Origin of the sequence: Kribbella sp. NPDC056951 (genome assembly GCF_042674205.1) — a bacterium.
Classification (GTDB): domain Bacteria; phylum Actinomycetota; class Actinomycetes; order Propionibacteriales; family Kribbellaceae; genus Kribbella; species Kribbella yunnanensis.
This window is the reverse complement of the sequence record NZ_JBHUQZ010000001.1, coordinates 383456-397565: the sequence shown is the minus strand read 5'-3', so window position 1 is coordinate 397565 and position 14110 is coordinate 383456. Positions and strand designations below refer to the sequence as shown.

At 68.1% G+C, this 14110-nt stretch carries 14 protein-coding genes and 1 tRNA gene; 6 read left to right on the top strand and 9 right to left on the bottom strand.

From position 1 onward, the window contains the following. Window positions 1-62: 62 nt before the first annotated feature. Window positions 63-602 (top strand): GNAT family N-acetyltransferase, encoded by a 540-nt coding sequence (locus ACFTSF_RS02000; protein WP_380152038.1) that lies wholly within the window; start codon window positions 63-65, stop codon window positions 600-602. Here ACFTSF_RS02000 and ACFTSF_RS01995 read toward each other — a convergent pair. Both ACFTSF_RS01995 and fgd read right to left on the bottom strand, forming a co-directional pair. Then, a complete protein-coding gene (locus tag ACFTSF_RS01995; protein ID WP_380152036.1) occupies window positions 599-1174 on the bottom strand; it encodes a hypothetical protein in 576 nt (191 codons plus the stop codon). The genes ACFTSF_RS02000 and ACFTSF_RS01995 overlap by 4 nt on opposite strands. A 31-nt stretch (window positions 1175-1205) precedes the next feature. Further along, on the bottom strand, window positions 1206-2213 hold the full coding sequence (gene fgd, locus ACFTSF_RS01990; protein WP_380152035.1) for a glucose-6-phosphate dehydrogenase (coenzyme-F420): 1008 nt from the start codon (window positions 2211-2213) through the stop codon (window positions 1206-1208). Window positions 2214-2594: 381 nt separating this feature from the next. On the opposite strand from fgd, the gene ACFTSF_RS01985 reads away from it, so the two are divergent. Continuing rightward, the gene (locus ACFTSF_RS01985; RefSeq protein WP_380152034.1) at window positions 2595-3428 is read left to right on the top strand and encodes a carbon-nitrogen hydrolase family protein; all 834 of its coding nucleotides are present in this window, start codon (window positions 2595-2597) and stop codon (window positions 3426-3428) included. A gap of 48 nt (window positions 3429-3476) precedes the next feature. Further along, window positions 3477-3947 (top strand): methylated-DNA--[protein]-cysteine S-methyltransferase, encoded by a 471-nt coding sequence (locus tag ACFTSF_RS01980; protein WP_380152033.1) that lies wholly within the window; start codon window positions 3477-3479, stop codon window positions 3945-3947. Here the strand turns inward: ACFTSF_RS01980 and ACFTSF_RS01975 are convergent. After that, window positions 3944-4807: a DUF72 domain-containing protein gene (locus ACFTSF_RS01975; protein ID WP_380152032.1), complete on the bottom strand. Its 864-nt coding sequence runs from the start codon at window positions 4805-4807 to the stop codon at window positions 3944-3946. The genes ACFTSF_RS01980 and ACFTSF_RS01975 overlap by 4 nt on opposite strands. Before the next feature lie 20 nt (window positions 4808-4827). On the opposite strand from ACFTSF_RS01975, the gene ACFTSF_RS01970 reads away from it, so the two are divergent. Together ACFTSF_RS01970 and ACFTSF_RS01965 are read left to right on the top strand one after the other, a co-directional pair. Then, entirely contained in the window at window positions 4828-5721 is an 894-nt protein-coding gene (locus tag ACFTSF_RS01970) for a hypothetical protein (RefSeq protein WP_380152031.1), read from the top strand. Between the two features lie 4 nt (window positions 5722-5725). Next, window positions 5726-6100: a hypothetical protein gene (locus tag ACFTSF_RS01965; protein WP_344161656.1), complete on the top strand. Its 375-nt coding sequence runs from the start codon at window positions 5726-5728 to the stop codon at window positions 6098-6100. A gap of 1 nt (window position 6101) precedes the next feature. Here the strand turns inward: ACFTSF_RS01965 and ACFTSF_RS01960 are convergent, their stop codons facing one another. The 4 genes from ACFTSF_RS01960 to ACFTSF_RS01945 form a co-directional block, all read right to left on the bottom strand. After that, a complete protein-coding gene (locus tag ACFTSF_RS01960; protein ID WP_380152030.1) occupies window positions 6102-7064 on the bottom strand; it encodes an acetylxylan esterase in 963 nt (320 codons plus the stop codon). 27 nt (window positions 7065-7091) lie between these two features. Beyond that, window positions 7092-7550, bottom strand: a complete 459-nt coding sequence (locus tag ACFTSF_RS01955) for a hypothetical protein (protein ID WP_380152029.1) — start codon at window positions 7548-7550, stop codon at window positions 7092-7094. A 20-nt stretch (window positions 7551-7570) separates the two neighbouring features. Next, a complete protein-coding gene (locus tag ACFTSF_RS01950) occupies window positions 7571-8548 on the bottom strand; it encodes a hypothetical protein (RefSeq protein ID WP_380152028.1) in 978 nt (325 codons plus the stop codon). A gap of 76 nt (window positions 8549-8624) precedes the next feature. Then, window positions 8625-10199 (bottom strand): LCP family protein, encoded by a 1575-nt coding sequence (locus ACFTSF_RS01945; RefSeq protein WP_380152027.1) that lies wholly within the window; start codon window positions 10197-10199, stop codon window positions 8625-8627. Between the two features lie 250 nt (window positions 10200-10449). On the opposite strand from ACFTSF_RS01945, the gene ACFTSF_RS01940 reads away from it, so the two are divergent. Beyond that, window positions 10450-10539: transfer RNA gene (locus tag ACFTSF_RS01940), tRNA-Ser, on the top strand. A gap of 303 nt (window positions 10540-10842) precedes the next feature. Here the strand turns inward: ACFTSF_RS01940 and ACFTSF_RS01935 are convergent. Together ACFTSF_RS01935 and ACFTSF_RS01930 are read right to left on the bottom strand one after the other, a co-directional pair. After that, window positions 10843-11724 (bottom strand): LLM class flavin-dependent oxidoreductase, encoded by an 882-nt coding sequence (locus tag ACFTSF_RS01935; protein ID WP_380152026.1) that lies wholly within the window; start codon window positions 11722-11724, stop codon window positions 10843-10845. Window positions 11725-11984: 260 nt separating this feature from the next. After that, a complete protein-coding gene (locus tag ACFTSF_RS01930) occupies window positions 11985-13862 on the bottom strand; it encodes a phosphoenolpyruvate carboxykinase (GTP) (protein WP_380152025.1) in 1878 nt (625 codons plus the stop codon). Window positions 13863-14110: the final 248 nt, after the last annotated feature.

Genomic DNA, 14110 nt, shown 5'->3' with positions numbered 1-14110 from the left:
GCCAAACCCACGGCGCGCCGCGTGGGGGTTTCGTGGGGGCAGGGCGGCGGTAGATTTCTTGGATGGAATACGCGCTGGGTCGGCTCGATCTTCGGCGATGGCGGACGGCGGACGCGCTCCGCCTGGCTCAGGCGCACTCCGATCCCGACATGGTCTACCAGGGCGGGATCGTGGACCGGGCGACCGCGCTGGACTGGATCGGCCGGGTCGCCGACCTCGACAACGGGCATGTGTACGCCGTGGCCGACGCCGACGACCACCCGGTCGGCTGTGTCGGCGTGACGAATATCGACCGCCATCAGGTCGGCTGGACGTGGTACTGGACGCTCGCCGAGATCCGCGGCCAAGGCGTCGCCCGGGACGCCCTGCGCGCGCTCGCCAACTGGGCCCACCACGACGCCGGCCTCTACCGGCTAGAACTCGGCCATCGCCTCGAGAACCCGGCCTCCTGCGGCGTCGCCGGCAGCGCGGGCTTCCTCGCCGAGGGCGTCGAGCGGCACCGCCTCGCCTACGACGGCACCCGGTACGACGTCGAGCGGCACGCCCGCCTGGCCTCGGACCCCCTGAACCCGCCGAGCCGCCCGGTCACAGTCACCGTTTAGAGCTGATACGACCGCCAGCGCTCGTCGACGACGTACCCGAGGGCCTCGTTCGCGCCCAGGCTGCCGTCGTTGATCGCGGCCCCGCCGGTGCTGAACCGGGTGATCCCGACGTCCAGGAAGGCGAGGATGGACGCGGCCTTGACCGCCTGCCCGACCCCACGACGCCGGTACGGCGCGAGCACCGACGTGAACCTGGTGTCACCCCAGCCCTCGCGCCGACGGATCACCGTGGCGCCGACCAGCCGGGAGCGGTCGAATACCCCGAAGACCCGGTGCTCGGGCCACAGCGCCCGGGTCTCGGAGAGCTCACCGACAATGCGATGGGTGGCCGGCGTGACCGGATAGTCCGCCTCGTTGGCCTTCTCGAGCTTGTGCAGCGCCTCGGCCGACTCGGCACCGAGCTCACGCACCGTCAGCCCGGAGGCGGTCGCCCGGCTGACCGCGGTCTCGAGGAGATCGCGGTCAGGATCGGTCAGATGCGCGGCCCAGGACTCGCCCACGACCTGGTACCCGGCCGCTTCGAGTTCAGCGCAGCGCGGGTCGGTCTCCTGGACGATCTGAGTGTCGGGCACAGCTCGATTGTGTGGTGCCCGACTCCAGACCTCAACCCTCGAGTTTGCGCAGCAGCGGCAGAACGTCCTCGGTGAACTGGGTCAGGAACCGCTCCTGGTCGTTCCCCGGACCGTGGACGACGAAGTGGTTGAAGCCTGCTTCGAGGTACGGCTGGAACTGCTTCACGACCTCTTCCGGGTCCGATGCGACGATCCAGCGCTTCGCGACCTGCTCGATCGGCAGCTCGTCGGCCAGCCGCTCCATCTCGGTCGCACTCGTCACGCTGTGCTTCTGCTCCGGAGTCAGCGACAGCGGCGCCCAGAACCGGGTGTTCTCCAGCGCCTGAGCCGGGTCCCGGTCGTAGGAGACCTTCACCTCGAGCATCCGGTCGATGTCCTCGAACTTCTTCCCGGCCGCCTCAGCACCTTCCTTGACCGCCGGAATCAGCTTCTCGGTGTACAGCTCCATGCCCTTACCCGAGGTCGCGATGAACCCGTCACCCACGCGGCCGGTGTACTTGGCGACCAGCGGTCCACCGGCGGCGACGTACACCTTGAGCGGGGTCTCGGGGCGGTCGTAGATGAACGCATCCACGGTCTTGTAGTACGGCCCTTCGGAGCTGACACCCTCCTTCGTCCACAGGTCGCGGATCAGCTGAACGGCCTCCCGCAACCGCGCGTACCGCTCCTTGAACTCCGGCCACTCCCGGCCCGATACCGCGATCTCGTTCAGCGCCTCGCCGGTCCCGACACCGAGCATCACCCGGCCCGGATACAACACGCCCATCGTCGCGAACGCCTGCGCGATCACCGCGGGGTTGTATCGGAACGTGGGCGTCAGGACCGACGTACCGAGCAGCACCCGGTTCGTCCGCTCACCCACCGCCGCCAGCCAAGCCAGCGCGAACGGCGCGTGCCCACCCTCGTGCCGCCACGGCAGGAAGTGGTCCGACACCGTGACGCTGTCGAGCCCGAGCTCCTCGGCCCGAACGGCGTACTCCACCAGATCCCGCGGCCCGAACTGCTCCGCCGACGCCTTGTACCCGACCCGAATGCTCACCCTTGGCTCCCAATCATCGTCAACCCGTACTCCAGCACCAACCACGTCCAGGTCCGACTTTATGCCGCCGCGGGGCGGTGCTTGACCCGGCACTGCGGGATCGGACAGGATTGGCGGCGGCGCGGCTCGCGCCTCACCTCCGTTGACCGGCTCCGGCCCGGTCTCGTCGCAGGGGGCAAAGGGACTTCTGGTCTCGGGCCGCTCGTCCTGGTCAACTGCTGCGGACGGGATCGCCGGAGGATCATGTCTGCGCATGCGGAAGGCCAGATGACAGCGCATCGGAATCTCAAGCGACGGGTTCGCGCCCGCGCCGCCAAAACCGGCGAGTCCTACACGTCTGCCCTCCGGCACTTCCGCCCGACTCCATCAGGAGAAGAAGGCATGCCGGAAACACTCAAGATCGCCGTCGCCCAGTCGACGGTGCACCGAGACCCCACCGACCCGGAGCTGCTGCGGTCCAGCGGCGCCGAGGTCCGCTCGATGCTGAAGCAGGCGGCCGCAGCCGGCGCCCGCCTGGTCCACTTCACGGAGGGCGCGCTCAGCTTCCCGAGCAAGGTGATCATGTCCTCGCTCGGCCCGGACGAGATCGGCCCGTCCGACTGGACCAAGGCCGACTGGACGGTCCTCCAGGAAGAGTTCGACAGCATCGCCAAGCTCTCGGCCGAGCTGGGCGTCTGGACGGTGCTGCCGAGCATCCACCAGCTTCCCGACGCTCGACCGCACAACAGCATGTACGTCGTCTCCGACCAGGGGAAGGTGGTTGCCCGGTACGACGAGCGCACGATGTCGACGACGAAGATCACCTGGATGTACACGCCTGGCAAGGACCCGGTGACCTTCGAGGTGGACGGTTTCCGGTTCGGGCTAGCGCTCGGCCTGGATGTGCTGTTCCCCGAGCTATTCACCGAGTACGACCGGCTGGGCGCGGACGGCGTACTGGTCTCGTACTCGACCGCGGGTGTGACGCACCACGAGCACATCGCGGTGCAGGCACGGGGGACCGCGGTGAACAACACCTGCTGGATCAGCCTCGCAGTTCCGGCCAACCCGGAGGGCGGGCTCCAGTCCGGCGTGATCGACCCGCGCGGGGAGTGGGCGATCCACGCGCCGGTGGATGGTTCGCCGGCGGTCGTCACCACCGACGTACAGCATGAAGACGTCACACAGATCGGCCGTGAGTTCCGGCAGCGGACTCGGGAGCGGGTGAGCAGCTAGCACTCACACGGTTGGGTGCTGGCGCGTTCCATGGGCATGAACAGGCACATGATCGTCAGCACCCGGCTGGGTGACCTCACGCTGGTCGCCTCGGACAACGCGTTGGCCGGTGTCTACTTCCCCCATCACTGGGTGAAGCCGATGCCGCTCGGCGAGCGGGTCGAGTCCGACCCCGTGCTGTCCGAGGCGGCCCGCCAGCTCGACGAGTACCTGAGCGGCGACCGCACCACCTTCGATCTCCAGACCACTCTCACGGGCGACGAATTCCAGCAACGCGTCTGGTCCCGCCTCAACGACATCCCCTTCGGCACCACCACGTCGTACGGCGAGATTGCGGCCGAGCTCGGCGATCACGCCCAGCGCGTCGGCAAGGCGGTCGGCCAGAACCCGCTCTCGATCGTCATCCCGTGCCACCGGGTCGTCGGCAAGAACGGCTCGTTGACCGGGTATGCGGGCGGCCTGAAGCGCAAGCAGTTCCTCCTCGACCTCGAGGAGCCGGCCGAGGTCAGGCTCTTCTAAAGACCAAGCCGTTGGGCCAGGGCCTCGGCGTCGAACGGCGAGCGGACCTTGGCGTCGTTGTCGAAGTAGACGTAGACATCGCGCCGACGCCGAGGCGGCCGGTCCGGGGACACCGTCTTGCCGCCACTCGGTGTCCGACCCTGGTGCCAGGTCCGCGCCCGAGCGGCCCAGTGGTCGAGCCCTGCGGAGTCGTACCCGCTGACGTAGAGCTCGTCGGCGCCGTGCAGCCGCACGTAGACGAAGTCCGCGGTCACGTCGTCAAGCATCGGCCACTTGCCGGCGGTGTCCGCGCACACCAGCGCGATGTCGTGTTCCCGGAGCAGGTCGATGAATTCGGCGTTTTCGAAACTGTCGTGCCGGACCTCCAACGCATACCGCATCGGCTGGTCGACGCGCGCCTCCAGGAAAACCCGGTCCTTCATCCGATCCTCATGCTGCTTGGCGATCTCAACCGCGGCACCGGTTGTCCGCGGCAACGATTCGAAGAACGCGGCCAGCCGCGGCCCGTCGTACCGGAAGTTGCCCGGGAGCTGCCACAGCACCGGACCGAGCTTGTTGCCCAACGCAAGCAGTCCGGAAGCGAAGAAGTTCGCCAGCGGTGCGTCGGTGTCCGCGAGCCGCTTCATGTGGGTGATGAATCGCGGGCCCTTGACCGCGAAGACGAAGTCGTCCGGGGTCTCGTCGTGCCAGCGCTGGTACGACGACGGGCGCTGGAGCGAGTAGAACGAGCCGTTCAGTTCGATCGAGTTGAGCCGCCGCGAGACGTACTCCAGCTCAGCGCGTTGCGGCAGGCCCTCGGGGTAGTAGACCGAGCGCCACGGCGCGTATCGCCAGCCGGAAATCCCTACGCGATAGACCACGACTCTGATTATCTGTCCCGATGCAGGTCGATCGTGGGAGCTATCCCGACGCGCGCACGCCGTGGGATCACGCGGCGTGGCGCCGCGAGGCGATGGGCTGGCTGGTGGAGCAACTCGACCGGCTCGGCATCGAGGAGACCGGCGAGGCCCGGGTGCGGTTGCGCCCGTGGTCGGTGATCGTGCGGATCGAGGCCGCGAAACCCCTGTGGTTCAAGGCGAATCCGCCCGGCAGCGCCTTCGAGCCCGCCCTCACCCAACGGCTCGCCGAACTCGTCCCCGAGCACGTGCTCACGCCGTACGCCGTCGACCGCAGCTGGGCGCTCGTCCCGGACGGCGGCACCCTCCTCCGCGACATCCCCCGCGAGCCCCGGCACTGGGCCGAGCTCCTGAGCCAGTACGCCGAGTTCCAGCGCGCGCTGGTTGACCACACCGGCGAGTTCGACCGGCTCGGCGTACCGGATGGGCGGCTCGCCCGCCTGCCCGAGATCCTCGACCAGTTCGCCGACGAAGGCCTCCGCAAGCGGCGGCCGGAGCTCGTCGACTGGTGCGACGAACTCGCCACCCTCGGCATCCCCGACACGCTCGACCACGCCGATCTGCACGAGAACCAGGTGTTCGCGGGACCGCCGTACCGGTTCTTCGACTGGGGTGACGCGGCCGTGTCGCATCCGTTCTGCAGCCTGCTCGTCCCGCTCGAACGCGCCGCCGACCAACTCGGCCCGGAGGTGGTCCCGCGCCTGCGCGACGCCTACCTCGACCATTGGCCCGGCGACCGCCGAACGCTTCGCCGTGCCGCGGAGCTCGCCATCCGTCTCAGCGCCATCAACCGCGCCACGTCCTGGACCCGCCTGTTCCCCGGGAACACCGCCATCGGCGACGCCGGCATCGCCGAGGCCCTCGATCGCCTACGGTAATCACATGGCGTTGTTCTCGAAGGGTGGCAAGGTCGAGTCGTTCCTGACGATCGTGGTCGGTGGCGGGTCCGCGTTCGGTCTCGTCGTGCTCACCTCGCGGTCGTGGAAGGCCTGCAACGTGGATGTGGCCGGGCCGATGCCCAACGGCCTCACCCTGCTGTTCCTGGGCCTCCCACTCGCGCTGATCGTGAACCTGATCCTCTTCACCGTCGCCTACCGCTACGCCGGCAAGACCCTCGTCATGGGTCTCATCATGGCCGCCGTCGCGATCACCATCGCCGACCTGGCCCTCTACTCCTGGCAGGGGACGCCGGCCGCCTCCCCAGGCACCTGCCCCGGCAACGTCCCGCCGTTCTGGCCGGTCTGGATCCCGACCTGAGTCAGCTCAGCTTGGCGCCGATGAGCTGGTAGATGTCGTCGTGTGCGCCGGGCAGATCGTCGTGACCGAAATCCGGGTACGCCCGGAGCTCCTTGGTCGAGGTGATCCGGTTGTACGCCGCGAACTGCGTCGACGGCGGGCAGACCTGGTCCTCGAGGCCGACGAACAGCGTGACCTCGGCACGGATCCGCGGGGCTAGGTGCTGCACGTCGACGTACCCGAGGGTGTTGAACACCTCGTCCTGCCGCAGGTGCCGCGGGTCCCGCTTCTTGAACCAGGTGACGATCTCGTCGTACGGGCCCTTGTCCAGGTTCAGGTCCCAGGTGCGCTGGTAGTCGCACAGGAACGGGAACACGCTGGCAACGTACTTGATGCTCGGCGTCAGCGCGGCCGCGACCAGGCTGAGGCCACCGCCCTGGCTCCAGCCGGTCGTCGCGATCCGGGTCTCGTCCACCTCGGGCAGCGCGCCGATGATGTCCGCGAGCCGGCGGGTGTCCAGGAAGACGTGCTTGTAGAGCAGACCGTCCGGTCCGGCGTCCAGACCGTGCACGAGGTGGTTGTGCAGGTTGAAGTCGTTCCCGGTCTGGGAGGCGGTCCGGAATCCGACCTGCTCCCGGACATCCAGCGCGGCCACGGTGTACCCGCGGGCGGCGTACGACAGGAGGTCGACCCACTTGGGCTGCTCACCGCCGTACCCATGGAACACCAGTACGGCGGGCCCGGTCGGCTCGTTCGGCCGGATCACCTTGGCGTGTACGCGGTAGCCGCCGGTACCGGTGAAGTACAGGTGCTGGGCGGTCGCCGTACTCAACGGGAAGTCGGTGGCGTCGGCGAACTCGGTCTCCGGGTCCGTCCCGTCCAGCTCGAGCAGTGCCTTCTCCCAGAACTGGTCGAAGTCGGCCGGCCGCGGATTCGTGCCCTGGTAGGTCAGCAGTTCGTCGTACGACAGATCGAAGGACAGCACAGACGCTCCTCAGGTGTCGGGTCGTCCTTATTCTGCGGGAGGCGCCGGGTCCGGGGCAGTGCCGTCCCAGATGGTGTAGCCGTGGGCCGCGTTCAGCTTGTCGCGCAGCGTGGTCTCCAGCACCGGCACCTGCTTGGGCGACAGCCAGGCCAGCGGCAGCAGGACGGTGTTATCCGGCCGCTTGGTCCGCAGCGCGAGTGCCTCACCATGCGTCGTCTCGACCCGGCCGACCTCGGTGACATCGGTCCACACCGTCTTCACACCGCGTACGTCGATCGCGTCGTCCCGTAGCCGCAGTACGACGGGCGGCCGGGCGACGATCCACAGCCCGGCCAGCGCGACCAGACCGCCGAGCACCAGGAACACCCCGATCACCGCCCCGGACGCTCGGAAGGCCCAGGTGATCGCGGCCACCCCGAGAATGATCAGACCGGTCGCCAGTACTCCGAGGAACCGCCCTGACCGCATCCGGTACGTCGTACGCATCCGGCCATGATCCCATCGCTCTAGAACGGATCGACATCCGAGGTGGACGCGTTACCGCCGATCACCGGGGACAGCGTGATCGTCCAGTCGAACTTGCCGTCGAAGCGGTCGTCGTACTTGGAGAACGAGCAGTCCTCGGTGAACTGCCGGCTGACGCCGTCCCAGGCGGTGCCGGACTTGAAGAACACCCAGTAGCTGCCGCGGACGCCGCGCAGGGTGGCGTCGGAACCGTGGCGGACGTAGATCGACACCTGCGGCTGGCGCGGCACGCTGGTCGCGACGACGACCACGACGTCCGCGGAACCGTTGTTCTTGATCTGCAGCGTCCCGGCGCCGCGGGATCCGGCCCGCTGGATGATCTGGCCGTTCGTACCGCGACCAGTCATCTGCGGCGGTGGCTTCAGGGCCGGCGGGGTCATCCGGAGACCGAAGTTCGTGCCCTTGCCGACGCTCTTGTTGACCGCCTGCGTCAGCTGGACGACCGACGTACGGATGCCGGTTTTCGCCTGGTACAGGCGGACCGCGCCGGCCTTGGGCAGGCCGCACCCGGTCTTGGTCTCGCCGGATGCGGCCAGGTTCGTGGTGACGTGGTCGGGGTACGCGTCGAATGCGCCGAGGACCTTGGTGTGCCCGCTACCGAGCGATTGCGGGCCGTTGATCTTGGCGAGCGCCTGCCGCTGCCGGGCGATCGACCCGGCGAGCTCGGCCCGGGCCTGGTCGAAGGCCGCCAATGTCGGGGCGTTCATGACCCGCTGTACGCCGCGGACCAGGTTGGTCTCGGTGTTCGCCAGAGCCTTCTTGTAGCCGACTGCCGTCAGCGAGGTTTCTTTCGGGGTCGGTTTCGGTGTCGGCGTTGGGGTCGGCGCTTCGTCGGTCGTCGGTTGATCGGTCGGTGCGCTGAGCGTGGTCGAGGGCAGCGGCTTGCCACCCTCGGGTTCACTGCTGCAGCCGGCTGCCACCAACGCCGTACCGAGCACTACTGCCGTCCATCGCCGCATCTGTCGCCCCCAGCTTCTTCGGTGCGAACCATCCTTCCCCGAAGCGGCTGCGGCAGTCCAGATTGACCTGATGTTGTCAGTTGGTCCCGGTCTGGGTCGGGTCGTAGGCGCAGGCGTCGTTCAGGTCCTGGGCCGCACCCGGCGTCGTGGGCGTCTTGATCGGCTTCTTCGTCGTCCCGGTGGTCGGCTTCTTCGTCGCGGTCGTCGACGGGGTCGAGGCGATCGGCTTGGTCTTCGGCGCGATCGCCTTCTCGACGAGCTCCTGCATGGCCGAGTAGTCCGGGTTCTTACCGGTCGGGAAGTTCTTCCGCTTGTCGAGGTCCACGTTCGACACCTTCGCCGACTTGACCTTCAGACCGAGCTCGATGAACGCCGGCAGGATCTCCTGCGGGATGTCTGTCCGCAGCAGGTCCTTGCTGGCCGAGGCGATCTGCTGGTACTTCGTCACCAAGGTGGCCGGGTTCACACTGTTCACCAGCGCGTGGATCGTGCAGCGCTGCCGCTCCTGCCGCGACGGGTCGCTCAGGCCGTAGCGGCCGCGGGCGAACCACAGCGCGTGGTAGCCGTCGAGCTTCTGGTTCGGGCCGGGCTGGATGTAGCCGGACGGCTTCTTCGCACCCCGCGTGCCCGGGCCGGCGCCGTAGTCGCCACCGATCGGCACCTTGTAGTTGACGTTGACCGTGATGCCGCCGATCGCGTCGATGATCTTGCGGAACCCGGCCAGGTTGATCTGCATGTAGTAGTCGATGTCGAGACCGAGCGCGGCACCCGCGGCCAGCTTGACCACGTCCGCACCCATGTTGTCCGTCGCACCGAGCGCACCGGGGTGCTGCTTCGGGACGTTGTCGTACATCGAGTCCAGGTAGTACTCCGGCTGCTCGACATTGCCGAGATTCGGGTCCCAGTAGCCGTCGGGGTAGATCTTGTGCAGCGGCGAGTCCTCCGGGAAGGGCATCCGCATCCAGTTCCGGCTGAGCGAGATCAGGGCCGTGTCACCGGTCTTGGTGTCGATACTGGCCACCATCACCGTGTCGGTCCGGACACCTGTCCGGTCCGCGCCGTCATCCGCACCGAGGAGCAGCAGGTTGAGCCGCGGCGTCTTCGCCCACGGGTCCGACTTGTTCACCTTCGGCCGGGTAGCACTCTTCGAGTCGCCCTCGGACTGGAACACGCTGCCGACCAAGTCCCGCTGCGCCATCACCGTCTGCGCCGCCACCGTCGTCGGAACCGCGATCGCAAAACAGAGCAGCCCGACGAACATCGACCCGGCGAGCCGCCCGGTGTAGGTCATGCTCACCGGTCTCAGGAGCTTGTGCGAGGCCACCACGACCCAGATCCACAGCACCCCGAGCACCACCACAGCCGCAGTCGCGATCAGCAGCTGCCGCGGCGACACGAGCAGCTCGAGAACCGAGTTCCGCTGCGTGAGACCGACGTACGCGGCGACCAGCAGCAGCCCACCGGCGATCGTCAGCACGAACGCCCCGAGCTTGGTCCGCCCGCCCTTGATCAGCCCGAGCCCCGGCACCAACGCACTGAGCAGGGTGAGACCAATAGCCTTGGACGTCGTCCGGGCACGCTGCGACCGGTGCTTCGACCGGCTGGCGCGAGGCGCGGACCTCCGTCCGGCGGCACGAGTACTCCGCGACATGGCTCCGTTTCCCTGATCGACGACGTGGCGGCCCTCCGTGGATCGCCTCAAGCGACCCACGGTACCTATGACGCCCACGCCCGCCGTTCGGTTGACGTGTGCTGGCGACCCCCGTCGGTGCACGCCAGGTTACACACGGGTCAGCCGACACACCCAAACCCCCGCCCCCACCCACTTTGCCGCCACCCCCACTGAACAGTTAGTCTTGGTCGTCGTCGACCCACACAGACGTTTGCGTGGGTACGTCGGAGGAGGCGTCGCCTAGTCCGGTCGATGGCGCCCGCCTGCTAAGCGGGTTGAGGGTAATCCCCTCTCGCGAGTTCAAATCTCGCCGCCTCCGCGTCAAGGGAGCGCCCTGTCCACGGAAAGCGTGGACGGGGCGCTCCGGCGCTTTCTGGGGGCGGAGCCCCCAGACCCCACCCCGGCGGGCTCCGCCCCCGGACCCCCCGCCACCCCGCGCCCCCTCACCAGGCAGCGCGGCCGCGGGGCACCACCTGAGCGCCACAGTGCAGGCGCGGCGCGCCACTCACCGCACACAAGCGCCAGGTCCGCATACCCGCCTCAACCACAGCCCCCAGAACACAACCCACGGCCGGCGAGCACCACCGGCGACGGGGTCGGCCGCATTTGTGGCGGCGGCCGGTTAGCTCTCGAGGAGGGTTTTGGCTTGGGCGATGAGTTCTACGGAGGCTGGGGTCATGGGGTCGGCGGAGATGATCAGGTGGTCTGCGCCTAGGTCGCGGTAGGTGGTGAAGAGGGTGGCTAGTTCTTCTGCGGTGCCGGCGAAGGCTGTGGGGTCGGCTTCGTTCGGGGATTGGTTGGGGTCTCGGATGGTTAGGCCGATGGTGAGGGTTACCTTGCGGCCGGCCTTTTCGGTGGCGGCTCGGAAGTCGGTTAGGCGTTCGGTGAGGGTTTCGCTGGGGGCGCCGTACCAGGCGGTGTTCCAGGCGTCGGCCCATTCGGCGGTGAGGCGGAGCATGCGGGGGCGGCGGCCGGCGATCAGGAGGGGGATCTGGCGGGACGGTGCGGGCGTGAGGCTCGCCTCGAGCGTCTTGTAGTACGTTCCGTCGGCGGTGACCGACTCTCCGCGCAGCATTCGCGCGACGATCTCCAGCCACTCCTCGAAGCGACCCCCGCGGTGATCCGTCGGCAGGCCGAACGCCTCGTACTCCGGATCGTGCCAGCCCGCCCCAACCCCAAGAATCAACCGGCCACCCGACACCTCATCCAGGGTCGCGGCCATCTTCGCCGTCAACCCGGGGTCCCGGAACGTAGAGCAGAGCACCATGTTCCCGAGCTCCACCCGCTCGGTCACCGCCGCGACCGCACTCAGCAGCGTCCAGGACTCGTGCATCCCATGCACAGCCCCGTCCGGAGCGTGGTACTCGAAATGGTCCGCGAGCCACACCGAGTCCAGCCCGCTGCTCTCCGCCGCCACCGCCATCGCGCGCACGTCGTCCCACCGCGGCATCCCACCGGTCGGTCCGTCGGACCCACCCACTGGCAACATCAACCCGATCTTCATATCGCCAACCTACGCACCCCGCCGTACCACCCGCGACCACTTAACTTCTGCGTAGCGAAGAACACGTAGTAGTCCCCACAGACCACCCTCGGCGCCCCATCCCACGCCTGCCGACCCGGCGAGCGACCTACCTCTACGTGTCCTTCCCGACAACGACACCGACAACCACGACACCCGCAACACAGCGCGGCGCCCTGGTCATGGTGGGACCAGGGCGCCGCGTGCTTCCCGCCGCCGGCTTCCGACTCGGCGGCGGAGTCTCAGCCCAGCCGGGCCTTCAGGTGGTCGAGCTCGACCTTCAGTTCCGCCGGAACGGTGTCACCAAGCTTGGCGAACCACTCCTCGATCAGGGGGATCTCGGCCTTCCACTCTTCAGCGTCGACGGTCAGCGCGATCCGCAGCTCCTCGTCGCTCAGCTCCAGCCCACTGACATCCAGCCCATCAGCCGTCGGCACGTACCCGACCGGCGTCTCGACCGCGGCCGCCTGGCCTTCGATCCGCTCGATCATCCACTTGAGCACGCGGCCGTTCTCACCGAATCCCGGCCAGACGAACTTGCCCTTCTCGTCCTTGCGGAACCAGTTCACGTAGAAGATCTTCGGCAGCTTGCTCGCGTCGTTCTCCTTGCCGACGGTCAGCCAGTGGTCGAAGTACTGGCCCGCGTCGTACCCGAGGAACGGCAGCATCGCCATCGGGTCACGCCGTACGACGCCCACCTGCCCAACCGCGGCCGCGGTCGTCTCGGACGACAGCGTCGCGCCCATGAACACCCCGTGCGCCCAGTCGCGCGACTCGGTCACCAGCGGAACCGTGGTCGCCCGGCGACCACCGAAGATGATGGCCGAGATCGGTACGCCGTTCGGGTCGTCGTACTCGTCGGCGAGGATCGGGCACTGCTCGATCGGGGTGCAGAACCGGCTGTTCGGGTGGCTGGACAGCTCGCCCGAGGCCGGCGTCCACTCGCGGCCCTTCCAGTCGGTCAGGTGGTCCGGCGGGGTCGGCGAGTAGCCCTCCCACCAGACGTCGCCGTCGTCGGTAAGGGCGACGTTCGTGAAGACCGAGTTGCCCTTCTCGATGGTGCGCATCGCGTTCGGGTTCGTCTTCCACCCGGTCCCGGGCGCCACACCGAACAGACCGAACTCCGGGTTGACGGCGTACAGGCGGCCGTCCTTGCCGAACCGCATCCAGGCGATGTCGTCGCCGAGCGTCTCGACCTCCCAGCCCTCGAGCGTCGGGTCGAGCATCGCCAGGTTCGTCTTGCCGCACGCACTCGGGAACGCAGCCGCGATGTAGTGGACCTTCTTCTCCGGCGAGATCAGCTTCAGGATCAGCATGTGCTCGGCCAGCCAGCCCTCGTCACGCGCCATCGCGCTGGCGATCCGCAGCGAGTAGCACTTCTTGCCGAGCAGCGAGTTGCCGCCGTACCCGGAGCCGTAGGACCAGATCGTCCGCTCTTCGGGGAACTGCACGATGTACTTCTCGTCGTTGCACGGCCACGGCACGTCCTTCTGGCCGGCCTCGAGCGGCGCGCCGACGGAGTGCAGACAGGGCACGTACTTCGCGTCGGTGCCCATCTTCGCCAGTACTTCGGAACCGGTGCGGGCCATGATCCGCATCGAGCCGACGACGTACGCCGAGTCGGTGATCTCGACGCCGAACATCGGGCTCTCGGCGGTCAACGGGCCCATGCAGAACGGCACGACGTACATGGTCCGGCCGCGCATCGAGCCGCGGTACAGGTCCGTCATCAGGACCTTCATCTCGGCCGGGTCCATCCAGTTGTTGGTCGGACCGGCGTCCTTCTCGTCCACGGAGCAGATGAACGTGCGCTGCTCGACGCGGGCGACGTCACTGGGGTCGGTGCGCACCCAGAACGAGTTCGGCTTCTTCGCCTCGTTGAGGCGGACCATCGTGCCGGCGTCGATCAGCCCCTGGGTCAGTACGCCGTACTCCTCGTCGGAGCCGGTGACCCAGTGGATCGCGTCCGGCTGCGTCAGCTCGGCGACCTCGGCCACCCATGCCAGCAGGCCCGCGTGCTTCGTCGGTGCGCCGGACAGGTCGTACGCCGCGCTGGTCGCGGCGGCGGACGGGGTCTCGGTGAGATCGGGGGTGTGGGTCGGGCTGGCGGTGGTCGTCATCGGCGGCTCATTCCCTCTCAGCTGTCGTCCCGGCTGCTGCTCCGGCCCCTCGACGCTGAGGAGACGGGTACGGCACCGGCCGCCGGGGTCTCCAGCGGTTCGATCCAGCGGACTGGCGGTGTGATCTGTCGCATACCAGTGATTGCAGTGGACGCATACCAGTGTGCAAGTGGTACTAACGGTACGCGACGCGGGCAGGTGCTGTGAACCCGTCGAACGTGAACCCGGTCACAAAGTTTTGGCGACAA